The sequence below is a fragment of the Croceimicrobium hydrocarbonivorans genome (genome assembly GCF_014524565.1).
Taxonomy (GTDB): Bacteria; Bacteroidota; Bacteroidia; order Flavobacteriales; family Schleiferiaceae; genus Croceimicrobium; species Croceimicrobium hydrocarbonivorans.
Window position 1 is genome coordinate 123,753 of sequence record NZ_CP060139.1, and the last position, 23,223, is coordinate 146,975.

General features: G+C 42.9%; 24 protein-coding genes. 14 read left to right on the top strand and 10 right to left on the bottom strand.

The features are described 5' to 3' along the window. Positions 1–53 precede the first annotated feature (53 nt). From H4K34_RS00580 to H4K34_RS00595, 4 genes are all read left to right on the top strand, one after another. Positions 54–524, top strand: a complete 471-nt coding sequence (locus tag H4K34_RS00580; protein ID WP_210758892.1) for a DUF4252 domain-containing protein — start codon at positions 54–56, stop codon at positions 522–524. Then, positions 521–868 carry a PadR family transcriptional regulator gene (locus H4K34_RS00585; protein WP_210758893.1) on the top strand — a complete coding sequence of 116 codons (348 nt, stop codon included), beginning with the start codon at positions 521–523 and terminating at the stop codon, positions 866–868. The genes H4K34_RS00580 and H4K34_RS00585 overlap by 4 nt, the downstream gene beginning before the upstream one ends. After that, entirely contained in the window at positions 865–2,619 is a 1,755-nt protein-coding gene (locus H4K34_RS00590) for a PspC domain-containing protein (RefSeq protein ID WP_210758894.1), read from the top strand. Before H4K34_RS00585 ends, H4K34_RS00590 begins: the two co-directional genes overlap by 4 nt. Positions 2,620–2,769: 150 nt before the next feature. Continuing rightward, positions 2,770–3,171 (top strand): high-potential iron-sulfur protein, encoded by a 402-nt coding sequence (locus tag H4K34_RS00595; protein WP_210758895.1) that lies wholly within the window; start codon positions 2,770–2,772, stop codon positions 3,169–3,171. Here H4K34_RS00595 and H4K34_RS00600 read toward each other — a convergent pair. From H4K34_RS00600 to H4K34_RS00610, 3 genes are all read right to left on the bottom strand, one after another. Next, the gene (locus tag H4K34_RS00600; protein WP_210758896.1) at positions 3,168–3,839 is read right to left on the bottom strand and encodes a hypothetical protein; all 672 of its coding nucleotides are present in this window, start codon (positions 3,837–3,839) and stop codon (positions 3,168–3,170) included. The genes H4K34_RS00595 and H4K34_RS00600 overlap by 4 nt on opposite strands. After that, complete coding sequence (locus H4K34_RS00605; RefSeq protein ID WP_210758897.1) at positions 3,826–4,908, bottom strand: serine hydrolase domain-containing protein; 1,083 nt, start codon at positions 4,906–4,908, stop codon at positions 3,826–3,828. The genes H4K34_RS00600 and H4K34_RS00605 overlap by 14 nt, the downstream gene beginning before the upstream one ends. Before the next feature lie 98 nt (positions 4,909–5,006). Continuing rightward, entirely contained in the window at positions 5,007–5,762 is a 756-nt protein-coding gene (locus H4K34_RS00610) for a LytTR family DNA-binding domain-containing protein (RefSeq protein WP_210758898.1), read from the bottom strand. A gap of 42 nt (positions 5,763–5,804) precedes the next feature. Between H4K34_RS00610 and trxA the strand changes: the two genes are divergently transcribed. The 3 genes from trxA (at position 5,805) to H4K34_RS00625 (ending at position 9,096) form a co-directional block, all read left to right on the top strand. Then, positions 5,805–6,203, top strand: a complete 399-nt coding sequence (gene trxA, locus H4K34_RS00615; protein ID WP_281384664.1) for a thioredoxin — start codon at positions 5,805–5,807, stop codon at positions 6,201–6,203. Positions 6,204–6,276: 73 nt separating this feature from the next. Further along, a complete protein-coding gene (locus tag H4K34_RS00620; RefSeq protein WP_210758900.1) occupies positions 6,277–7,515 on the top strand; it encodes a sensor histidine kinase in 1,239 nt (412 codons plus the stop codon). Between the two features lie 6 nt (positions 7,516–7,521). Then, positions 7,522–9,096, top strand: a complete 1,575-nt coding sequence (locus H4K34_RS00625) for a hybrid sensor histidine kinase/response regulator (RefSeq protein ID WP_210758901.1) — start codon at positions 7,522–7,524, stop codon at positions 9,094–9,096. On the opposite strand, the gene H4K34_RS00630 is transcribed toward H4K34_RS00625, so the two are convergent. Beyond that, complete coding sequence (locus H4K34_RS00630; protein ID WP_210758902.1) at positions 9,093–10,331, bottom strand: pyridoxal phosphate-dependent decarboxylase family protein; 1,239 nt, start codon at positions 10,329–10,331, stop codon at positions 9,093–9,095. The genes H4K34_RS00625 and H4K34_RS00630 overlap by 4 nt on opposite strands. Positions 10,332–10,437: 106 nt before the next feature. On the opposite strand from H4K34_RS00630, the gene H4K34_RS00635 reads away from it, so the two are divergent. Next, a complete protein-coding gene (locus tag H4K34_RS00635; protein WP_210758903.1) occupies positions 10,438–11,535 on the top strand; it encodes a glycosyltransferase family 4 protein in 1,098 nt (365 codons plus the stop codon). Here the strand turns inward: H4K34_RS00635 and H4K34_RS00640 are convergent. Beyond that, positions 11,532–12,698 carry an exo-beta-N-acetylmuramidase NamZ family protein gene (locus H4K34_RS00640; RefSeq protein ID WP_246452166.1) on the bottom strand — a complete coding sequence of 389 codons (1,167 nt, stop codon included), beginning with the start codon at positions 12,696–12,698 and terminating at the stop codon, positions 11,532–11,534. The two genes, H4K34_RS00635 and H4K34_RS00640, sit on opposite strands and share 4 nt — an antisense overlap. A gap of 39 nt (positions 12,699–12,737) precedes the next feature. Here H4K34_RS00640 and H4K34_RS00645 point away from each other — a divergent pair, with 39 nt between their 5' ends. Genes H4K34_RS00645 through H4K34_RS00660 form a run of 4 tightly spaced genes read left to right on the top strand, consistent with a single transcriptional unit; the run spans position 12,738 to position 17,815 of the window. Next, positions 12,738–13,967: an ABC transporter permease gene (locus H4K34_RS00645; protein ID WP_210758905.1), complete on the top strand. Its 1,230-nt coding sequence runs from the start codon at positions 12,738–12,740 to the stop codon at positions 13,965–13,967. A 33-nt stretch (positions 13,968–14,000) separates the two neighbouring features. Beyond that, positions 14,001–15,374, top strand: coding sequence for a pyridoxal-phosphate dependent enzyme (locus H4K34_RS00650; protein ID WP_210758906.1), 1,374 nt, complete (start codon positions 14,001–14,003; stop codon positions 15,372–15,374). A gap of 9 nt (positions 15,375–15,383) precedes the next feature. Further along, positions 15,384–16,163 carry an ABC transporter substrate-binding protein gene (locus H4K34_RS00655; protein ID WP_210758907.1) on the top strand — a complete coding sequence of 260 codons (780 nt, stop codon included), beginning with the start codon at positions 15,384–15,386 and terminating at the stop codon, positions 16,161–16,163. 50 nt (positions 16,164–16,213) lie between these two features. Further along, positions 16,214–17,815, top strand: a complete 1,602-nt coding sequence (locus tag H4K34_RS00660; protein WP_210758908.1) for a hybrid sensor histidine kinase/response regulator — start codon at positions 16,214–16,216, stop codon at positions 17,813–17,815. Here H4K34_RS00660 and H4K34_RS00665 read toward each other — a convergent pair. Then, complete coding sequence (locus H4K34_RS00665) at positions 17,796–18,812, bottom strand: quinone-dependent dihydroorotate dehydrogenase (protein WP_210758909.1); 1,017 nt, start codon at positions 18,810–18,812, stop codon at positions 17,796–17,798. The two genes, H4K34_RS00660 and H4K34_RS00665, sit on opposite strands and share 20 nt — an antisense overlap. Positions 18,813–18,899: 87 nt before the next feature. On the opposite strand from H4K34_RS00665, the gene smpB reads away from it, so the two are divergent. After that, a complete protein-coding gene (gene smpB, locus H4K34_RS00670) occupies positions 18,900–19,355 on the top strand; it encodes an SsrA-binding protein SmpB (protein ID WP_210758910.1) in 456 nt (151 codons plus the stop codon). On the opposite strand, the gene H4K34_RS00675 is transcribed toward smpB, so the two are convergent. Continuing rightward, positions 19,352–19,681, bottom strand: coding sequence for a hypothetical protein (locus H4K34_RS00675; protein WP_210758911.1), 330 nt, complete (start codon positions 19,679–19,681; stop codon positions 19,352–19,354). The genes smpB and H4K34_RS00675 overlap by 4 nt on opposite strands. Before the next feature lie 286 nt (positions 19,682–19,967). On the opposite strand from H4K34_RS00675, the gene H4K34_RS00680 reads away from it, so the two are divergent. Further along, positions 19,968–20,588 (top strand): DUF1361 domain-containing protein, encoded by a 621-nt coding sequence (locus H4K34_RS00680; RefSeq protein ID WP_210758912.1) that lies wholly within the window; start codon positions 19,968–19,970, stop codon positions 20,586–20,588. On the opposite strand, the gene H4K34_RS00685 is transcribed toward H4K34_RS00680, so the two are convergent. The 3 genes from H4K34_RS00685 to ffh all read right to left on the bottom strand — a co-directional run bounded on the left by H4K34_RS00685 (position 20,585) and on the right by ffh (position 23,206). After that, a complete protein-coding gene (locus tag H4K34_RS00685; RefSeq protein WP_210758913.1) occupies positions 20,585–21,460 on the bottom strand; it encodes a bifunctional 5,10-methylenetetrahydrofolate dehydrogenase/5,10-methenyltetrahydrofolate cyclohydrolase in 876 nt (291 codons plus the stop codon). The genes H4K34_RS00680 and H4K34_RS00685 overlap by 4 nt on opposite strands. A 55-nt stretch (positions 21,461–21,515) precedes the next feature. Further along, the gene (locus H4K34_RS00690; protein ID WP_210758914.1) at positions 21,516–21,758 is read right to left on the bottom strand and encodes a hypothetical protein; all 243 of its coding nucleotides are present in this window, start codon (positions 21,756–21,758) and stop codon (positions 21,516–21,518) included. Between the two features lie 98 nt (positions 21,759–21,856). Beyond that, positions 21,857–23,206, bottom strand: coding sequence for a signal recognition particle protein (gene ffh / locus H4K34_RS00695; RefSeq protein ID WP_210758915.1), 1,350 nt, complete (start codon positions 23,204–23,206; stop codon positions 21,857–21,859). Positions 23,207–23,223 lie beyond the last annotated feature (17 nt).

Below are 23,223 nucleotides of genomic sequence, written 5' to 3' on the forward strand. Positions count from 1 at the left end.
TTTTGCATAGTACTGATATTTCAACATATCTTTGCTTAACAAAACATAGAACAATGAAAAAACGTCTCACCCTGGCAATACTTAGCCTCTGTTATTTTGGAGGATTTGCCCAAAACACCGATCCGGTGGATGCGATCTACGAGCGCTACTCTGGAGATAAGTTTAGCATCGCCGTTAATTTGGATGCTGGCATTTTCCAGGATTTTGATATTGATATCGACACCGATGACCTGGAGCAGCGCATTAGTGGCACCATCCGTCGTTTGCGTTTCATCGGATTTGATGAATACCGACCCGGTTTACGCTCGGAAAAGGAAATCGTGGAGGAGCTCTTACAAATTGGCTATGAACTAGCCATCGTACCCAGCGAATATGAAGATGAAAACAGTCAAATGCTGATCTTCAAAAAGAAGGGGCAAAGGCTTAGTCCGCATTTGATCATCATCATTAATGATCGCGAAGAGCGCAAAGCGAATATCATTCTGCTCTCCGGCTCCATCGAATTTAAAAGCACTGCATCATGAATCTGGAAAACACCAAAGCCCAAATGCGCAAAGGCGTTTTGGAGCTCTGCATCCTAAACATGTTGCAAGAGCGTGATGCCTATGCCAACGAGATTATCGAAGAACTAAAAAAGGCCGAACTAATAGTGGTAGAAGGAACCTTGTACCCCTTACTAACTCGCCTTAAAAACGGGGGTCTTCTCGCTTATCGCTGGGAAGAATCGACCAGCGGTCCGCCTCGGAAGTATTATAGCCTGACTGAATTGGGAAAATCTGCCCTCAAAGAATTACGCCTAACCTGGGAACGATTACAGGAGGCTGTCAATCACAGTATGAACGAAACCAACGAAAATAAAACATCATGAAAAAGACACTAAATATCAATTTAGGAGGCATGATCTTTCATATTGATGAAGATGCCTTCAATAAGCTGGAAGCCTACTTAGGTGCTCTGCGCCAGCAATTTATCCAAACCAATGGCGGTTCTGAAATCCTTAACGACGTTGAAACCCGCATGGCTGAGCTCTTCCGTGAAAGAACCAGTGAAAGTAAGCAGGTAATTAATATTCAGGATGTAGATGAAGTAATTGCTATTATGGGTCGCCCTGAGGATTATTTGGATGAAGAAATGGCCTCTAGTACTAAGTACACTTATGAAGAGAGCTATAGTAGTAATGGCAAGAAAATACACCGTGATGTAGATAATCGCATTGTTGGTGGTGTTGCCTCGGGTTTGGCAGCCTATTTCAATATGGATGCCCTTTGGATTCGAATTCTATTTCTGGCTTCTTTCTTTGCTGGATTTGGATTTTTACTCTACCTGATTTTATGGGCCATTATTCCTGCCGCTCGCACCACCACCGAGAAATTGCAAATGCGGGGAAAGCCAGTTACCCTCAGCAATATTGAGAACTTCGTAAAAGAAGAAGGTGCCGCCGTTGGTGCAAGAATGTCTGAGCTGGGGGGAAAAGCACGTAATGTAGGTCGCAGTGGTCAGAGTCTATTTGCTCAACTCTTTAGTGGGATTTTTGAATTAATCCGACTAATCCTAAAGTTCATCTTTAAAGCCATTGGCTTTGTCTTTTTAGGCATAGGAATCGTAATTCTCGCCACCCTGGCCATTACACTTTTCATTGGGATTGAAATCAACGATTACCACTACAATATCAGTGAACTCAGTAATATTTTTCAACTCTTAGCCATAGACAGCAGCTCCTACAACAGCATGATGATTGGTGCTACCCTCTTGCTCTTAGGGCCCTTGTTATTGCTGGTTTATTACGGCTTGCGTATCGTATTCGGTATTGAACCTTTAAACTCCGGTGTTCGTCGTGGCTTAGCTTTAACCTCTCTGGCTGGAGTTATCCTATTAGCCATTAGTGGCGTAAAAGTGGCCCATGAATTCGAGGATCATGCAACTCAAAGTCAGGAATACAATTTGGTGACCAATAATGGTATGATCTATATGGAGGTGAACAAAGACAGCCTCTACGAACAGATGAGTGGTTATCGCAATGGAGATCAGTGGTATATCTACAATGGTAAAAGCTATTTCTCAGATATTGAATTTGATATCAAGCGATCTAATTCGGCCCATAGCTATTTGCTGAAAAAGGTAGATGGTCGCGGTTCCAGCCGAGATGAAGCTAGACTCAATGCCCGCAGTCCCGAGCACTTTTTGAAAGTAGATAGTGGCTTAGTGGTATCAGGCATCTATTACACCATCCCGGAAGGGAAATTATACCGTGCTCAAAAAATCCGCTTGGTACTTTATCTCGCTGAAGGGGATACCGTATTCCTGGGGCCTGGCACGGAGAGTATTATTGATGATATCGCCAATGTCCAAAACTATTGGGACCCTGATATGGTTGGACATTATTGGACCATGACAGATCATGGTTTGCTCTGCACCGATTGTCCGGAGACGGAACGCATTGAGGAGCGCTGGAAAAATTCAGATGAAGAAGACGTTTTTAAGGACTATGACAGTAATTCTAAAGTGCGTATTGAAGATGATCTGATCCGTATCGAAGAAGTAGAAGTTTGGTATGAAGAAGTGAAACCTATCCGAGTGGGTTTATTGAAAGAACCACTCTTTATGGAACAATATATCTAAGTTAAATTGCTCTTCCAGAATTGAATAGACCCTCCGAAATACGGAGGGTTTTTTCGTTTTAGCCCTTAAGTTGGATTAAGTCCAAATAATCTGATTCTGAGGAATTTCGAGCCTTTCTCACTAATATTGATAGTCTAAAAACAGAGGACAATGAGCAAGACAGATCGCAGAACATTTTTAGCCAAAGCCGGATTACTTTCCCTCACCGCATTTTCCGGCGCAGCTCTATTACAAGCCTGTGGTGGCGGTGCCAGTGAGAATTCCGATAGTGGGAACAGCTCTCCTTCCGCATCATCCAATACCAGCGCTAAGCCATCCACTGATGCCGGTGCTTGCGCTAGCCAAAATGCCAATTTGAGTGATTCCGATTTAGAAGTACGCGAAAGCGTTGCCTATGTATCTAAAAGCACCGAAGCCGATAAGATTTGTAAAAACTGTCGCTTCTTCCAACCTGATAAATTTGAAGGCAGTTGTGCCGGATGCATGCTATTTGTAAACGGAGGTGTAGAACCCGGAGGCTATTGCAAATCTTGGGCAGCCCAAGAAGCTTAGTTCGGAAAACTCCTTCTCCGAGAAAAAATCCACTCGAGGCCACTTTGATCCGTGGCTTTCAATTGAAGTATTCTCCACGGTCCCGCTATAATTTTAAAATGGCGGGACTTTTTATTTTTATCCCAAGGATGAAGGCTTAGCTCAGGGCGATGCGCATGGGCATACCAGAGTCCGGATTCTCGTTTCCCATCCTTGGAAACAGCTATATAAACTCGATCCCAACGGAAAAAGACATAGGCCAAACTATCTTGATTATCCGCTTCCCAAACCCCCACTAATTTATCTGCCAAGCGCAAGGGTAAATCTGAAATCCACTTTAGGAAAACATTTACCTGCATACCTTCTTCCTCTCGAGACCACTGCATAGTAGAATCCGAAACTTCTACGCTAAAGGCATTATTGGGATCTTCAAAGCCCAAACTATCGTCCATAGAAAGCTTTAGATTTTCCCTATCCCATTGATAGGTGCCAGCACCATTTTGTAAAAGACCATTCCCCCCTTCGAAACCTTGTTCCGAAAAGCGAATCCACTTTTCTTGTGGGGTCATTTCCCTATCTCCAACCATCACCTTGCTCACCTGCCATAAACCCAAAATGTTTTGTGCAGGGAGAATTGGACCAGCTACTAATCCAATTAATAAAGCGAGGTAAAACTTAGTCCTTTTCATATAAATTTTTAAGTATTGATTTAGCCCTTTCAAAGAGCGCTTTGCCATCTCCATTATTGGCCAAAAGCACTAAATTACTTTCGCCATCATTAACAGAAATGGCTAGGGATTGAAAGCCTTCGGTACTGCCGCCGTGGATAAAATAGGATGGATCCAGATCGAGGTCCCCCATCTCATAATGAGCCCCTTTAGGATAATACACCCAGCCATAACCATAAGACTTATCCGAAGTAATATCCTGGAGGTGATTTTGCATCACTAAGGCTGCTAAACTATCCGGTAGTAAGGACCGACCTCCACCCGATTCCAGCCAAAGCATCAGCTCTTGAGCACGGCAGAAAATCCGGCGCCCTAAACTTAAATCGATATAATCATTAGCCCTGAACTGTCCATTCTCCATGCGATAGCCTACAGCTAAATGAGGAATGATTTCCCGATGACTGGAAGGCGCGTAAGCAACCTTCATTCCTAGCGGTTTAGCAATCTTTTGATGCAAGATTTCCTGAAAGGACAAACCATACTCGGCCTCCAATAAAATGGGAAGGATATGATAAGCAAAATTGGAATAATGGAAATCCTGACCGGCTTCTGCCTGTTTCACTTGAGCCAGAAAGCTGAGGTATTCATCATTATTAAAATGGAGTCGCTTAAAAGGTCGAAATTCATCTTGATGATAATCTTCTGGCAAATCATCATAATCCCCTAAACCAGAGCGATGGCAAAGCATTAAATGCAATGTAATACCTGGTTTAAAGCGGGCATCAAAACCATAAAGTGCTAATAAACTATTCAATTCCGTATTCAAATCCCATCGGCCCTCAGCCACAGCCTGCAATACCAAATTGGCGATAAAAGACTTGTTTACGGAAGCAATATCAAAAACGGTATTGCTATCTACCGAAACAGAATGATCTCGATTAGCTATTCCCTGAGCCAAATAAATCGGCTGTTCCAGCAATTGGGATTTCAGGAATATTTGACCGGAAAAATAAGGTTCCTCATCCGGGATAGTAGGACATAAGGCCAGGCCAATGCCCGTAATTAGGAGCAGTATTTTCTGAAATGACATGGTTCAAAAATCCGCCATTTCTCTTATTTGGGCAAGAATATCAAGACTTTGGGATAAAATCGCCATTTCTGGGATGAAGAAGAATACAGACTTAGAAACTAAGATTTCTGCCAGGCCTTTTGCAAAACCTCGCGATAGCTATTCCCTACTTTCAATTGAATTCCTCCTGGCAATTTGAGATACGAATCTTTGGAATGCCAATAGACCTCGGCAATCAAATTGGGATTTACCACATACTTACGATGAACCCGTATGAGATGCTCCGGATATTGCTCTAGTAGCTTCTTTAAGGTTTGGCGAATTAAAATGGACTCCAGCCCTTCTCCCCGATCGCAGTAGACTTCGATGTAATTTCCTTCGGAAGCGGCATATCTAAATTGGCTTAGCGGAAGACTTAGTTCTAGGCGACCACCCTCATCTTGAATATTCAATTCGGGCTCTTCTCTAGCTGGAGACTGGCGAAATGCTAATGCCATTTCTTGAACCAGGATAGGCCAAATCCAGGTAAGGGCAAAATCGCTGCTGAGACTAAAAAAACTGTTCCATTGCCAATCTTGCCCCAGCCAAAAAATGTTGAGTAAGAGAAATAGAAAAAGGTTTCCACTTAAAAATTGAATAAATCGGCGAAACCAACGGGCTTTAGCTTTTAATAATTGCTCCCAAATTGCAGTGGAGCCCCAGAGCACCAAACTGAAGCTTATCACGCGAAAGCTAAGAGAATGACCGCTAGCTGAATATTCCTGCCAAATACCAAAGGAACGGTAGAGTCCTAAAAAGAGCGCCAGAAAAAGAGAAGCGCTTATCCCAAAAAAACGATCAGAGACTAAAATCCTGACCCAGCGATCATTATTCATTATATAATGGGTGGGAGTAACTTATGACACGCTAAGGTAGGAATGCTCCTTCTACCTTTGCAGCGTAAAACGAGAAAAATGCCTACAGTAAAACTTAGTACCGAGCAATTTAAAAAAGACGTGTTTGATTACACTCAATATAAAGAATGGAAATACCAGGGTAACAAACCCGCCATTATCGACTTTTATGCCGATTGGTGTGGACCTTGTCAAATGGTAGCGCCAATTTTCGAAGAACTGAGTGATGAATACAAAGACGACATCATCATTTATAAGGTTGATACCGAAGTAGAGCAAGAGCTAGCAGGCGCTTTCGGAATCCAAAGCATTCCTTCGATTCTCTTTATTCCAATGGAAGGAACCCCAATGATGTCGCGTGGTGCCATGCCTAAACACAATCTTCAAAAGGTAATTGAAGAAGAGCTGATGGTTTCCAAATAATCATTAGAAAAATTTATAAACTCAAGATCCGTATCCAGCAATGGTTACGGATTTTTTTATGAATTTTAGAGACATGAAAACGCCCCACTCAGGACCCTCTGGTCAGGACTTGTTAACCATCCTGGACCAAGCTGCAATTGGCCTCATTGTAGCGGATAAACCCGGAAATATTCGACATATGAATCAAATGGCAGAACAAATGGTTTTGCCCTTGTTTCAACAAGCGGGACAAGCACCCACGAATATTTTGAATCTACTGGAGATGATTGCCCCCGGAATAGCAGAAAAAGTAGAAAACTTCCCCGATCCTACCGGCTTTGTGATTACCCAACAAAAGCAAACGGTGGAAATGGAATACAAGGGAGAAAAGATTATTCGGCACTTCTTTTATTCCATCAACAAAGTATCAGAGGAGTCCATTGTTTATAGTTTCGATGATATCACCAATTACCATACAGCCCAAGAAGAGCTTGCTGATTTGAATCAGAAAATGGCAATTGACCGTTCTAAATTCGAAATGGCGGCAGGCGTTTTACACGATATTGGAAATGCAGTAGTGGGCATTGGTTCTCACCTCACGAAAGCACGTCGCAGTTTAGAAAGCAGCGATTTGGATACTCTCAAAAAGCTGCTCAAGTTTTTTGAAGTTAAGCAGGCTGAATTAACTGAGGCCTTAGGTGAAGGCAAATTTCAAGCCTTGGTAAATTTAGTTACTGGGCTGGAGGAAAATCAGAGAAAATTGGAGGAAGAGCTCAGTCAAAACCTCAAGGAGCAAATGGGAATCACTAGTCATATCAGTGATATTCTCAATATTCAACGCCAATACGTATATCAAAACGGTGACACCAAAAGAGATCCGGTTCACATTAAGAGTGTGCTTTACGATGCCTTGTCTATACTAATGGCCAGCATTGAAAAACGTCGCATCAAACTAGAGGCAAATATTCCGGAGGACTGCTCCAAATTTACCGGCGACCGCACGAAATTAATTCAGGTTTTCATTAATCTAATCAAGAATGCATTGGATGCGATTGATGATGCCGGAGGTGAAGATCATCAACTATCTATTGATCTTAAAGAAATGGGGGATCAGCTGGAAATCACCATTCAAGACAGTGGAATTGGCTTTGAGCCCAAGCAAACTGATAAATTATTCGAAAGAGGCTTTACCACCAAAGCCCAAGGCAGTGGAATTGGAATGGCTACCAGTCGCGCTATAATCGAAAGTCATTCCGGTACCTTATCTATCCATAGTGATGGACCTGGCAAAGGTGCTACCGTCCAAGTTACAATCCCTCTACAACAAGACTAAAACTTCATGGAAAAATTAAACACAAGAGTCCTTATCATCGATGATGAGGAAATGGTACGTGATAATATTGAGGAAATCCTCATTCCTCAACGCAAGGAGAAAAACAAAAAGGTGGATGATGCCCTCGACCTCCTTTTTGATGAAGAAGAAAAACCTGAAAAACCAGTTGTAGATAATAAGCAGTTCCCTGACTTTAGAGTAGACAAAGCCTATAATGGGCAGATTGGTCTGGAGAAGGTTAGTGAAGCCGTAGAAAACGGAGATCCTTATGCAGTGATTTTCCTGGATATGCGTATGCCAGGTTGGGATGGTTTGGAAACAGCCAAGCGTATTCGTTTGGTAGACGGAAAAGTAGAAATCATCATTGTTACAGCTTATTCGGACCATTCGATCGATCAGATTGTAAAGGAAGCTGGAAGAAATGTAGGCTACCATGTAAAGCCTTATAATTCGGAGGAGATTCTGCAATTGGCAACCAAAGCCGTTAATGATTACAACAAACTTCGAAACCTTGAAGATTTAATTGCCACCACCGGTAGAATTACCATCGGGGAAACCCAATTAAACAGCCTCCTACAGAATATTTTCGATCAATTAGCTCGTTATATCGGAACTGAGAATGCGGTGATGGGCATGATGCGCGAGGAAGAAGAATTGGATCTTCTTTTTGAAGTAGGTAATGTAGAGGATTCCCTAAACCGTGAGGCCTTATTAAAAATGATTCGGGTAGCTCGTCACAATTCCGAATCCATCGTCCAGAATGATAATGTGGTATTAGCCCTATTACAGGACTATCCAGTTTTCGCGCTCTTAAAACCGAATGAAACACTCAAGACTGAAAAGATCTACTTATTGCAGCTCTTTATTCAGAATGCCACTCATGCCATTCAGAACGCTCATTTACAAGAAGAGCTTCTGCGTAAGGAAAAACTTAGTGCAGCGGGAAATGCTTTGGGTATGCTAATGCATGATTTACGCACCCCCATCAAGAACATCCCCCAAATTACCGATATGCTCAGAGCCGATGGCGCCAATGAAGAGCTATTAGGATTGCTGGATCAAAGCTCTCGTCAGGCTTCTGAAATTTTAGATGATTTCCTTGATTTTGTGCGGGAAGCACCGATTAAAAAAGAAAAGGTATTGCTGGATAACCTGATTAAGGAGGCCATTAAGCTCACCAATAATCGCAGGGATTTAAGCAAAATCCATTTTGACTTACAAGAGAAAGAAGCGGTGTATCTGCAAGGAGATGCCAGTAAGATTAAAAGGATGATAATGAATATTTTGAGCAATGCAGGTGATGCCTTGCTGGATTTTAATATTCCGAATCCTACCATTAAAATCGAATGCTCCAATGATGGGAATTTCCACCGCATTACCATTCGCGATAATGGTCCGGGTATCCCTCCTACCGTCTTATCTAAAATCTTCCAACCCTTTACCACTGAAGGGAAAGCGGATGGAACTGGTTTAGGATTAACCATCGTAAAACAATACGTGGATGCCCACGGAGGGAACATCCACGCTTTTAATGATAATGGAGCGGTATTCGATATCCGACTTCCGCTGTGGAAAGACTAAGCTAAAGCAGATCGCATATCGGCAATAAACTGGTCTACCACTTTGCCGATAGTGTGTTGCATAACCACGATCTTCCACCACTTAGGTTCGGCGCCAAAATTGTCGCTTACCAAACGGTATTTACCGGGAATTTCAGCTGGAACTTGAGGGGCATGCATAGTCACGATGTTTAGATGAGGATCACGGAAATAACTGATTCCCATATCATCCAATGCCGCGCAAAGTTTATCGGTTTCGATGATCAATCGCTCCATGGTATTCTTCCAGCCTTTGGGACCGTGAGTCATTAAAATCATCCAAATGGAAACGGCTTGGGCCCCCGAACGGCTGCCTACCATGGTATAGTCTAAGCCTTGTACATAAGAGGCTTCGCTGGTAGCGGCATAATGAATCCAATCCTTGCGAATCATAAATACCCCGGTACCATAAGGCGCCATCAGCATTTTATGCGCATCTACCGTCATGGAATTAATGCGTGGATTGCCAAAGTGGAGCTTGGAATTGGGATTGGTAAAGGGATAAATGAAGCCTCCGAAAGCTCCATCGACATGTAATTTATAAGGTAGCTCCATCGACTCAAATACATCCGCAATTTGATCGGGATCGTCTACCGAGCCAAACATGGTAGTACTCATATTGGCAATGGCTATGAAGTACTTAATTCCATCCGCTTTAGCTTGCTCGAGTACAGCTTGCAAAGCTTCGGATTTAATCATCCGATCTTGCTCCCCAACCGGAACATTAAGGGCCCTAATACCTAATAAATTGGCTCCTTTGTAAAAGCTATAATGGCTATCATCACTAAATACTACCGCTACTTCGGAGGGCTTTGCGCCGAATTCCTTCTGGTAGTAATTTCGGTAAATCCATAAGGCCTGAATATTGGCTTCGGTACCGCCAGGCGCTACATAACCATCGATGGAACGTGCATCAGCTCGCATAATTTCTTCGGAAATCATCCGGATTAATTCAACCTCAATTTTCTGGGTACCGCGGAAAAGATCCTCACCCTCATCCCCGGTAAGGGTATGACAACCAATATGATTGGGATTATTAATGAAGGTGCGTAAAAAGGGGGCGTCTTCTAAAAAATCGGCATCGCGGTGAAACTGAGCCGTATCGAGATAAGTTCCGGGAATACCTAAAATATAATCGCTATCGTAATTGCGGTTTTCCGCTAAAGCTTTGTAAACCCGATCTTTAATTTCGGGCTTGGTCATGTGTTTCCAATTCATGCCGCAAAATTACAGCGAGCCTCTTGTTAAACCCTGATAAATGCCCATATTTTCCCTACAGTTTTAAGCTATAACTGATTATGTACCTTCGCCCAAAATTTCAGGAATGCCCCTCAAAATATTGGTCATAAGTAATTACCGTACCACCATTACCGTTCGCCCTGAAGCTGAGATTTTTATCGGCTTGCAGAAGAAAGGGCATTCGGTAACTATAATGACCTACGGCGATAGTGCCTATTGCGAAAATTTCCGTGAGGCTGGCATTCGCCTGATTGATTTTCATCCTCAGAAAAAGTTCGATAAGGAGGAAATTGCCTTGATCCGCCGTGAGATTTTAGATGGCGCCTATGATGTGATGCATCTCTTTAATGGGGTATCGATGGTAAATGGTATTCAGGCCGCTAAAGGCACTCCGGTTAAGGTAGTTTTATACCGTGGTTTTGAAGGGCATATCCATTGGTACGATCCCTCCTGCTACTATAAATTCTTGCACCCCAGGGTTGATGCCGTGCTCTGCAATTCAGAAGGCGTTAAAGAGCATATCGAAAGAGCCAGTGTTTTTGTAAAACCCAAATTGGTCACGGTAAACAAAGGGCATCGCTTAGAATGGTATGAAGATGTGGAAAGTATGCCCCATGCCGAATTAGGTTTGGATTCCAATGCATTTTATGCCGTTTGCGCTGCCAATAATCGGAGGATGAAAGGCATGCCTTATCTACTAAAAGCCTTTGCTCATATTCCGGAAGAGGCCAATATCCACCTCCTGATTTTGGGTAAGGATATGGACAATGAAGAAAACCTCAAGATCATAAACAGTTTACCCCGTCCCGATCGTATCCATATTATGGGCTGGCGTGGCGATAGTCTGAGGATTGTTAAAATGGCACAGACCTTTTTGCTTTCTTCTCTTTATGGTGAATCCATTACTAAATCGGTTTTGGAAGGTATGTCTTTAGGCACAGCGGCAATTATTACCGATATCCCAGGAAATCGCGAAATGATTGAAGATGGAGTATCGGGTTATGTAGTGCCTAAGAAAAATCCTCAAGCGATGGCTGATGCACTCTTAAAAATGTATAACGATCCTGATGCGCCGGCTAAAATGGGTGCCGCTGCCAAGGAAAGAATCCGTACTCGCTTCAGTTCAGAACGCAGTATTGATGGCTATGAAGCCTTTTACCAAGACCTGGTTAGAGTAGATTAGTAATCGCTGTAAATCAGATATTTCCGGCGTATCTGCTGAAAAGCCCGTAAATCATCTTGCCAGGAAGCACGAATTTCTTCCGCCGTAAGGCCTTGTACAATTTGTTCCTGAAGCTTAGTGGTGCCAGCCAATAAGGTAAAAAAGGGCTTGAAAAATTTCGACTTATCCGGAGCCATTCTGTAGCTCTCTACTAACCAATAAAGGTAAATCTCCCCTAATCCATCCATATAGGAATCCGCAAAATCCTGAAGTACAAAGCCCTTACACTCCACTCCTTCGTAGGGTGGGTTGGCAGCGCCGGGGCGGTCTTCCGGGGTAAAGCTGAAACCAAATTCCTTAAACCAGGGGGCTCCAATTAACTGGAAAGGATAGTCAGTACCACGACCAATGCTTACCGGGGTGCCTTCAAAGAGGCAAAGTGAAGGATATAAGTTCACCGCCAATCGATTAGGTAAATTGGGAGAAGGCTTAATTGGTAATTCATAGGCGGTATTATGATCGTAATTTCGACAAGGGATTACCTCCAAATCGCATTGCACAGATCCTTGCAACCAGCCTTCACCATTCACCATACGGGCATACTCCCCTACTGTCATTCCATGAATTATGGGCACCGGATGCATGCCTACAAAAGACTTATGCTTCAATTCGAGGACGGGACCATCAATATAATAACCATGGGGATTGGGTCGATCTAAGACCATCACTTTCACCTTATGCTCAGCCGCGGCCTCCATAACATAGCTTAGGGTACTGATATAGGTGTAAAAACGTGCCCCTACATCTTGAATATCGAAGATCAGAATATCCAATCCTTCCAAATCGGCAGCCGTAGGTTTCTTGTGATTTCCATATAGTGAGATTACTGGCAAGCCGGTTTTAGCATCTTTACCACTTTCTACTTTGGCTCCAGCCGATGCAGTACCACGAAAACCATGCTCCGGGCTAAAGATTTTCTTAACCTTAATTTTATTCTCTAAAAGAAAGTCAACCAAGTGTTTACCATCCTTTAAGGCAGAGCTATGGTTTACCACCATGCCCACGTTTTTATCGTATAAAGAAGCGAGATAGGCTCCCGGGCGATCGGCTGCTACCACCAAACTATCCGGACTTTTTAATCGCAGGCTTTGTGCTGGTAAAATTGCTGCCAGCAGCAAGAGCATTGTGGTATATTTGAGCCGAATTTTCTGAAGCTTCATTGAGTGTCCTTTGAGTTTTTTATAGCCCGTCGTATTCTAAAAAACCGATCCGCCACCCGCAAGGTGGCCAAACCGGTCTTGAACATTACCGTTTGGGCCATCGCCTTAGGTTTGATCATCATGATCTTAGCCATTTCTACGGGAAATGGACTGCGTAAAGCGATTAAAGACAAAGTAACCGGATTTGGGGGAGATATTCAAATCCTGAATTATCGACCAAACCCCGGTTATGAACAGGTTCCCATTGTTCTGGATGCTGCTCTCATTGATAGTTTAAAGCATGATCCCCGCATCAAAAAGCTTCAAGCCTATGGTCAGAATGCCGGCATACTAAAAGCTGATGATCTCTTTGAAGGAGCTGTTCTTAAGGGCGTTGGCGAAAATTATGATTTGCATTTTATCCAAGACTATATCACCGAAGGGCATATTCCCAAATTCAAAGACGGGACCTTTGATGATAGTATTTTGATCAGTGCCAATTTGGCTCAGAAATTAAAGCTCGATTTATTTTCCGATTGCGAGATGTATTTCTTGCGTCCGAATAAAGCACCGCTGCGAAGGAAATTTACAGTGGCAGGTATTTTTCGTACCGACTTCGATAAGCTGGACCAATCCTTTCTGGTGGGCGATTTAGACCATGTGCAGCGACTGGCTAAATGGGACCCGCATGAAGTTGGCGCCTACGAAATCCATCTTCAAAATATTGACGATCCCCAAGCATTCTTAGCGGAACTGCGGCTCAAGCTCCCCTTTGAATACGATGCTATGGATGCGCGTAGCCTCAATTTACAGCTCTTCCAGTGGTTGGATCTCTTTGATTTAAACATCATGTTGATTCTAGGCATCATTATCATAGTGGCCACCATTAATATGTCCATTGCCCTCTTAATCCTTATTATGGAGCGCACCACCATGATTGGTCTTCTCAAAGCAATGGGCAGTAAGAATCAAAGCATCCAAAGCATCTTTATTATTAATGCCGCCTACTTAATGGGCAAAGGTTTATTCTGGGGGAATCTCATCGGCATAAGCCTGGCCTGGTTGCAAGATCGATATGGCTTTATAAAGCTCGATCCCAGCACCTATTATGTAAGTGTAGTTAGCATCGATTTGAACCCCTGGCATTTGATCGGCATCAACTTAATTACTCTGGCAATTTGCCTGATTTGTTTGTTAATTCCAGCCTATTTGATCAGTCGCATTCGACCTAATAAAGCCATCCGATTTGATTAGCTTTGCGGCCCTGAATTCCCAAAAAAACGAGACATGCGTCCAATAAAAAAAGTATACGATAATATCCTTGAAACCATCGGCCATACGCCTATGATTCGCTTGAATGAAATTGTAAAAGATTTCCCTTGCGAGGTATTGGCTAAGGTAGAATACTTTAATCCAGGTAACTCGGTGAAGGATCGTATGGCGCTGCAGATGATTGAAAATGCCGAGAAAGAAGGGAAATTAAAACCCGGAGGCACCATTATCGAATGTACTTCAGGGAATACCGGCATGGGTCTGGCCCTGGCCGCCATTGTGAAAGGCTATAAATTGATTTGTACCCTCAGCGATAAGCAGAGTAAAGAAAAAATGGATGTTTTACGGGCCATGGGCGCGGAGCTCTATGTATGTCCTACCAATGTACCACCCGAGCATCCCGATTCTTACTATTCAGTAGCAGATCGTTTGCATAAAGAAATTCCCAATTCTTACTACCCCTATCAGTACGATAATCCTGGCAATGCTCAGGCGCATTACGACAGTACTGGTCCCGAAATTTGGGAACAAACCGAAGGTCGCATTACCCATTTTGTAGTGGGTGTGGGTACCGGTGGAACCATTTCTGGAGTGGGTAAATATTTGAAGGAAAAGAATCCAGATATTCAGATTTGGGGAATCGATAGCTATGGTTCGGTATTCAAGAAATACCATGAAACCGGTGAATTCGATGAAAAGGAAATTTACAGCTATATCACCGAAGGTATTGGTGAAGATATCTTACCTAAAAACGTTGATTTTGATGTAATTGACTACTTCGAAAAGGTAAGTGATAAAGATGGCGCCCTAGCCACTCGCGAATTAGCCAAGAAAGAAGGATTATTCCTGGGCTATTCCTGCGGATCTGCCTTTCAAGGTCTACGTCAATTGAAAGATCGTTTGAAACCCGAAGACGTGGTAGTGGTTCTTTTCCATGACCATGGCAGTCGCTATGTTGGTAAAGTCTTTAATGACGATTGGATGCGTGACCGTGGATTCTTAACCACCGAAAACAGCACCGCTGGCGACCTGGTAAGAGCACATGAGCATTTACCCCTGGTATCGGTTCAACCGGATGAAGTTATCGCTCAGGCCATTCAGAAAATGCAGAAACACAGCATTTCCCAGATCCCAGTGATGAAGGATGGCAAACAAGTAGGATCCTTGGATGATAGCCGACTTTTCCAGGCCATGATTGAAGATCCAGGTTTGGCAGAAAAATTTGTGGAAAGCATTATGGAAGCGCCCTTCCCCGAAGTTGCCCCTGATGCCGATGTGAAAAGCGTTGCCAAATTGATCAATAAAGATAACTCAGCTGTTCTGGTTCGCCTGAATAGCGGAGCCTTGCATATCATTACCAAACAGGATTTAATTTCTGCTTTAAGCTAAGACTCTTTCTTGCCGGAATTTCGGGATCAAATAGGACGCAGTTTAATTCTTGAAGTAAGACCCCGGCGTATCATATCGTTGGTTCCTTCCCTCACTGAACTAATTGTGGATTTGGGCCTGGAATCAGAGCTGATCGGGCTAACCTCCTGGTGCGTGCATCCTACTGGTTTACGGGAGCGTAAAACCGTAATTGGCGGCACCAAAAATCCTGATATTGAGCAAATCAAAGGCTTAAAGCCAGATTTAATCCTAGCCAATAAGGAAGAAAATCTTCAAGAACATATTGAGGAGCTGGCCCAAAGCATTCCGGTCTATGTTAGTGATGTTCGCAATCTGGATCAAGCGATAGAACTGATTAGCAGCTTAGGCACTGTAGTTTCAAAAGCTAAAGAAGCCCAAGCTATGGCTGATCAAGCCAAGGCTCTTCTTCAGAAATTGAAAGTTTCCGAAAACAGACGATTCTTGTATTTCATCTGGAAAGAGCCGTATATGGTGGCCAGCACAGATACTTATAGTTCTGCTCTTTTTGAGGCCTGCGGATTTGTAAATGCTGCACCTGAAAACAAAGGACGCTATCCCCAATTAAGCCTCGATGAAATTGACGCCCTGAAGGTAGATATCATCTTTTTAAGCTCGGAACCCTATCATTTTAACAGTGGAGAAAGCAAGGAACTTTCTCCTTATGCCTCCAAAGTATGGCTGGTAAACGGTGAGTTTTTCACCTGGTATGGCAGTCGTATTCTTAAGAGTCTGCACTATTTAAAGCAAGAACCCTTTGCTTTAATTTAAAAATTCGATTCACGAATATTTTAACTACCTTGCTGTAAAGGCCAGCCTTCGTGAATCTAGAGAAAGAACCCATTTTATTTTATTCGGGAAACTACCAATGTAAAAAGTTGGTAGAAACCACTTTAAATGAAGAAGGCTACCATGTAATGAGCAGTAGTAAGCTCAATGATCTTCCTGACTTAAAGGCTCTTTCCTATTTCCATTTAATTTTATTCTGTCCGGGTGCTGATATTCAAGCAGAAATCCAATTTCTTCAAGAAATTAAGCGCTTTCACCCCGGAGAATCCATGCCCGTGATTATCCTAGATCCAGCCGGTGAAATGGAAAATCTTGAGGAGTTTGCATTTCTGGATGTTCAAGATTATCGCAGCAATGCCATTTCCAAAAGAGCGATTCGCTTTGCCGTAGATAAGCAATTAGAACGGCGTAGAATGTGCATGGAAAAAGATTCGGAGTTACAGCGCTTACGCCTTGAAAAGAACAAAAAGAATGCGCTTCTGGAAGAGGTAAGTTTAAAGGCCCAGGAAAGCGATCGCCTAAAAACGGCCTTCCTCAATAATATCTCGCATGAACTGCGTACGCCGATGAATGGTATTTTGGGTTTTCTCGAATACCTAGAAGATCCGCAGCTCGAAGGCGATTTAAAGGATCGCTTCATTAAAAACATTCGGGTAAGCAGTGATCGACTCCTCAACACTTTGCAAGACCTGATTGAAATTTCGGAAATAGAAGCGGGTGACCTAAAAGTGAAATTTGAGTCGGTCGATATCAAATCCTTGGTCGACTTCATTTATAAGCTCTATCTGCCACGTGCTTCTTCTAAAGGTTTGCATTTAAGTTACCATCTCAATATATCGGATGAACATCTTAAGGTTTGGAGCGATGCCAATAAATTAAAAGGCGTTCTAATTCATTTATTGAATAATGCCTTGAAATTCACCAGTAAAGGTGACATTAAAATCCATGTACATGTAGAGAAAGGTCAATTGTGCATGAAGGTCGAAGACAGCGGCATTGGGATGAACAAGGAAGACATCGACCTGATTTACCAGCATTTCGTTCAAATTGAGGAACATCTTACTCGTAAATACGATGGACTAGGCTTAGGACTCAGTATTTGCGAAGCTTACAGCCGCTGTTTAAATGGTGATTTGAAAATTGAATCAGAAGTAGATAAGGGAACCTCTGTAAGTTTGAGCATTCCCTTTATCAGTGCCCGGGAAGAAGAGCGTGGAGCCCAAAACATTCCTGGCCAGCCAATACGTTTTGAAAAAGCGAAGGTGCTATTGGTTGATGACGATCCTATTAACCTGCAGCTTTTAGATAAATTCTTGAAAGACAGTGTTGACGACCTTCAAACCGTTCGGGCTAAAAACGGTGTGGAAGCAGTTGAATTCTATAAACAAAGTCCGGATTTCGATTTAATCCTTATGGATTTAAAAATGCCTCTGATGAATGGCTTTGAAGCTACTCATATCATTCGTCAGATGAACCAAGAAGTGCCGATCATTGCTCAAACCGCCTATGCCATGCATCAGGATAAAGAAAAGGCTCTACAGGAAGGCTGTAATGACTACCTATCCAAGCCTTTAAATAAAACCTTGTTTTACCAAACCTTGGAGAAGTATCTGCTTAAGCTAAAAGTTTCTTAACCAAACCCGGACCTTCATAAATAAAGCCGGTGTAAACCTGAACCAAGCTCGCTCCTGCCTCCAATTTTTCCAGATAATCGGCTTTAGTTTGAACGCCACCTACGGCAATAATGGGGAAGTCAGTTTTGCTGTTTTTCTTTAAATAGCGAATCACTTCTGTAGAACGCGCTTTAACGGGCTTACCACTAAGACCACCTGCTCCGATCGCTTCTACAATCGATGTTGGTGTTTTTAATCCTTCTCGACTAATGGTCGTATTGGTCGCAATTAAGCCTTCAATTTGAGTTTCTTCTACAATCTCAATGATATCATCTAATTGGGCATCACTTAAATCCGGAGCGATTTTAAGAAGAATGGGCTTTGGATTTTCTTCCGCCGCATTATCCTCTTTCAAAGCTTTCAAGATGCGCTTTAAAGGTTCCTTCTCTTGTAAATCGCGCAGATTAGGGGTATTGGGTGAACTTACATTTACCACGAAATAATCCACATAGGGATGCAGGGCCTTACGGCAGATGCGATAGTCATCTAATGCATTCTCATTAGGCGTAAGCTTGTTCTTGCCAATATTCCCACCAATGATTAAGTCTTTAGGACGTTTGGCTTTTAGGCGTTCGGCCAGCTCTTCTACTCCACCATTATTAAAGCCCATGCGATTAATCAGGGCTTCATCCGCCGGAAGGCGAAACAAACGTGGCTTCGGATTTCCGGGTTGAGCCTTAGGCGTAACTGTACCTACTTCGATAAAGCCAAAGCCATAATTGTAAAGCTCGCGGTAAAGTTTACCGTCTTTATCAAATCCTGCCGCCATGCCAATACGATTTGGGAAATGCAATCCCCAAAGATCAATGGAATCGGTATCTGCAGGACGGTACATAGCCCGACTAATCGCTCCAAATCCAGGTATGCGATGCATCCAACGAATGAGGTTGAAAGTAAAATGATGGGCTTTTTCAGGATCGAGGCTAAAGAAGATCGGCTTGAGTAGAAGGCGGTACATCCAAAAATTTTTGCAAAGATACATCCCCAAATCCGTTCCGACAGAGCTATTGGAGCTCCAAAAGAAGGATGTATCTTCGCAGGCTCTATGGCAGATAGTAAAGTAAATATTAAGAATCGAAAGGCACGTTTCAATTATGAAGTGCTGGACACTTTTGAAGCAGGCATCAAATTGCTAGGAACGGAGATTAAATCCATCCGCGAAGGCAAAGCCAGCTTACAAGAGGCCTATTGCTATTTTGCTGATGAAAGTCGTTTAATGGTAAAGAATATGCACGTGGCGGAATACAGTCATGGCAATATTAATAACCATGATCCTCTTCGCGAACGCTTGCTTTTATTGCATAAACGTGAATTGCAGAAAATTAAGGCGGAAGTAGAAAAAGGAAATCGCACCATCGTTCCTTTAAACCTCTACATCAATGACCGGGGTTTAGCCAAAATGAAAATTGCCTTAGCCCAGGGTAAGAAAAATTACGACAAACGCGAATCGATTAAGGAACGCGATGTTAAGCGCGATATGGATCGTGCCTTGAGTCGTTAAGATTTTGCTTTTTTAAGCAAATCTTGGTTGTCTAAGTCTTCCAACACCTCCATTTCCAGGCTCTCATCTACCTTTTTACAGCAGGCCCTCAATCGGGCTCGTAAGGCTAATGCCGCTGCTGGTAAAGCGGATTTTGCCCTGAGATAAGTATTTCGATCTGGCCAAAGAATGTATTCATAGTAATTACTAAGCTGCCTATGAATCCGCGAAGACAAAGATCCTCCATAACGGAAATACATATCATTTAATAGCTTCCAGGTGGCGATAAACTCTTCTTCCTTCCCCTCCTTTACGCTGTAGTAATGCAAGCTTACATGCTTTTTCAAACTCTTCCCTTTACTCTATCCGAAAGTAGAAAAAGTGAAGGCTTTTAATTAATCTAAAAGTTCAAATTAATTAGTAGTAATTGATTTAATTATAATTTGAATATACCTATTGAATTTTAAGCTCGGTAAATTGCTTATACATTGGACCCAGTCCTGAAAAGAAATAGCAGCTCCTCTTAGGATTAAGCTCAGAAAACTCAGGAAAAACCTTTAGTTATTTTTAACAAGGCTCATACAATTTCACTCTGCATTAAACATTAATATTGAGCACTTTCAATCAACATCAATGTCTAAGAAATTCCTTGCCTTTCTCGCTTTTACAGTTGTTTTAAGCATAGGTCGACCCTGGTTTAATCCTGGTCATCCTGCTTACCTATTTATCCTTTGGAACTTATTTCTGGCCTACCTCCCCTTATTTTTCGCAAAAGTCACAATGCGACTTAGCGAAAAGCCAATATTGCAGGTTTTAGGCCTTTTCTTTTGGCTTCTTTTCTTCCCGAATGCTCCCTACATTCTTACTGACCTCACTCATTTAGATCATTCGCATGGTTTTGACTGGTATGATACCCTACTCATTTTAGCTGCAGGAATAGCCGGCATCAAAATGGCATTCGACAGCTTAGACCTTATCCTTATTGAATTGAAAAAACTTTTTCCGCGTATTTCCAGCTTCATCTGGACCACAGGCTTTATGCTTTTAGCTGCCTATGGAATTTACCTGGGAAGATTTCTACGCTTCAATAGCTGGGACATACTTAGCCAGCATCTTCAGCTATTTAGAGCCTGTATAGATCTATTCCTTCACCCGGCTATGTACCGCAGTGAATGGACTATGATTCTGATTTTCTCCGGTTTCCTGATAAGCTTAAAAGCAATCTGGCCCAAAGAAAATATACAAGAAGCTTAGAGTTTATGGCGAACCGCCAACAAAGTGTTTTTAAGTAAACTAACTCTGGTCATTGGTCCTACACCACCTGGTACTGGTGTAATGTAAGATGCTTTTGGAGATACCGTTTTAAATTCCACATCCCCCACCAAGCGATGGCCTGACTTTTTAGACTTGTCTACCACGCGAGTGGTGCCCACATCAATAATTACCACCCCTTCTTTCACCATATCACCAGTGATAAAATCGGGTTTACCTAAGGCTGCGATAATGATATCGGCGCTTTTCAGTATTTCCTTAAGATTGGTAGTGCGGCTATGACAAAGGGTTACGGTTGCATTTCCCGGATAGTGATTTCTCCCCATTAAGATGCTCGCGGGCAGGCCAACAATATGAGAACGCCCCACCACTACACAATGCTTACCACCGGTTTCGATATTGTATCGATCTAAAAGATCCATAATCCCCATGGGAGTGGCGGGAACATAGCTAGGTAGGTTCAGGGCCATTTTACCCAAATTGGTAGGATGAAATCCATCCACATCCTTCTCAGGATCAATCGCCATTAAAACCTTTTGCTCGTTGATATGCTTGGGCAAAGGTAGCTGAACAATAAAGCCATCGATATCATCGTCGGTGTTCAAGCGATCTACCTCTTCCAAAAGTTCCTTTTCCGAAATAGTTTCTGAAAGCTTCACTAAGCTGGATTTGAAGCCTACTTCCTCACAATCGCGAATCTTGGCGTTCACATAGGTGATGCTCGCACCATTGTTTCCCACCAGCACAGCGGCCAAATGAGGTGTTTTTCCGCCTTTAGAAGTAATTGCTTTAACTTCCTCTGCGATTTCGTTACGAATATCCTGTGAGGTTTGCTTGCCGTCGATAAGAATCATGATGGTCCTTTTAATGAAGCGGCAAAGGTAGGGCAAAGCGACGGTTTAGCAAGGTCTATCGACGCTCTCTGCGCAATGCGCGTCCGGTACCAATCAAAATTCCTGGAATAACTAAATGAAGTACCCAATATAAAAGGGTATCCATCTCATCCTTCATCATAAATTCGTCTGGATCACTCTGATAATGCTTCCACATTAAGGGCGCTTCTTCCCAAATTGTTGGACTTAAATAAGCCAAATGCAATAGGATTGCAATGGAAATAATAATGATCAGTGTACCTAAAAACTTCCTCCCCATAATTCTCTTTGATTAGAAAGCGCTAATATACTAATCAAATGAAAATAGTCACTTGATAACTAGGGTTCTGGATTCCAGCTTTTAATGCGGTTTATTGATTACATAGGACGGCCGCCACCGCCCATGCCACGCATCATTTGCGCCATACCACGACGTCCGCCGGCACCTTGCATCATCTTCATCATTTTCGACATCTCAGCAAATTGCTTCATTAATTGATTCACTTCCTGAATGTCTTTTCCCGCTCCTGCGGCGATACGTTTGCGACGACTGCCATTGATTAATTTTGGATTGGCCCGTTCATCTGGAGTCATGGATTGAATAATAGCTTCCACTCCTTTAAAGGCATCATCATCCAAATCGATGTTCTTCATCATTTTGCCCATGCCAGGGATCATGCCCATCAAATCCTTCATATTACCCATTTTCCGGATTTGATTTATCTGACCTAGGAAATCATCAAAATCAAATTGGTTTTTGGCAATTTTCTTCTGAACCCTACGTGCTTCATCTTCATCGAACTGCTCTTGAGCGCGCTCTACCAAAGACACCACATCCCCCATTCCGAGGATACGATCCGCCATACGAGTGGGATGGAACACATCCAAGGCATCCATTTTTTCGCCAGTACCAATAAACTTAATCGGCTTATTTACTACCGAGCGAATGGTAAGCGCTGCTCCACCACGGGTATCACCATCCAGTTTGGTAAGGATAACCCCTTCGTAGTCCAGCACATCATTAAAGGCCTTGGCGGTATTCACCGCATCCTGACCCGTCATGGAGTCTACCACAAAAAGGGTTTCCTGTGGTTTTACTGCTTGATGGATATCCCGAATCTCGGCCATCATTTCTTCGTCAATGGCCAAACGACCAGCGGTATCGATAATAACCGCGTTGAAGCCGTTGGCTTTGGCATGGGCTAGTGCCTTTTGGGCAATATCAACCGGGTTTTTGTTTTCCTTGTCGGAAAATACCTCAACACCAATTTGCTCACCCACTACATGCAGCTGATCAATCGCCGCCGGACGATAAACATCACAAGCAACTAAGAGTACTTTGCGTGTTTTCTTGCGCTTAAGGTAATTGGCGAGTTTACCAGAATGGGTGGTTTTACCCGAACCCTGTAAACCGGCCATCAGGATAATGCTTGGCTTTTGACTCAGATCTAAATCAGAAGCGGTGCCTCCCATTAAAGTCGCCATCTCATCGCGTACCGCTTTGGTTAAAACCTGACCCGGCTTTAAGCTTGTAAGTACATCGGCTCCCAAAGCCTTCTCTTTAACGGTATTGGTAAATTCCTTGGCGATTTTAAAGCTCACGTCGGCATCCACCAAAGCACGGCGAATTTCTTTAAGAGTTTCGGCAACGTTTACTTCTGAAACCTGGCCGTGACCTTTTAATACGTGAAAGGCTTTTTCTAATTTATCCTGAAGATTGTCAAACATAATCCTAATTCAAAAAG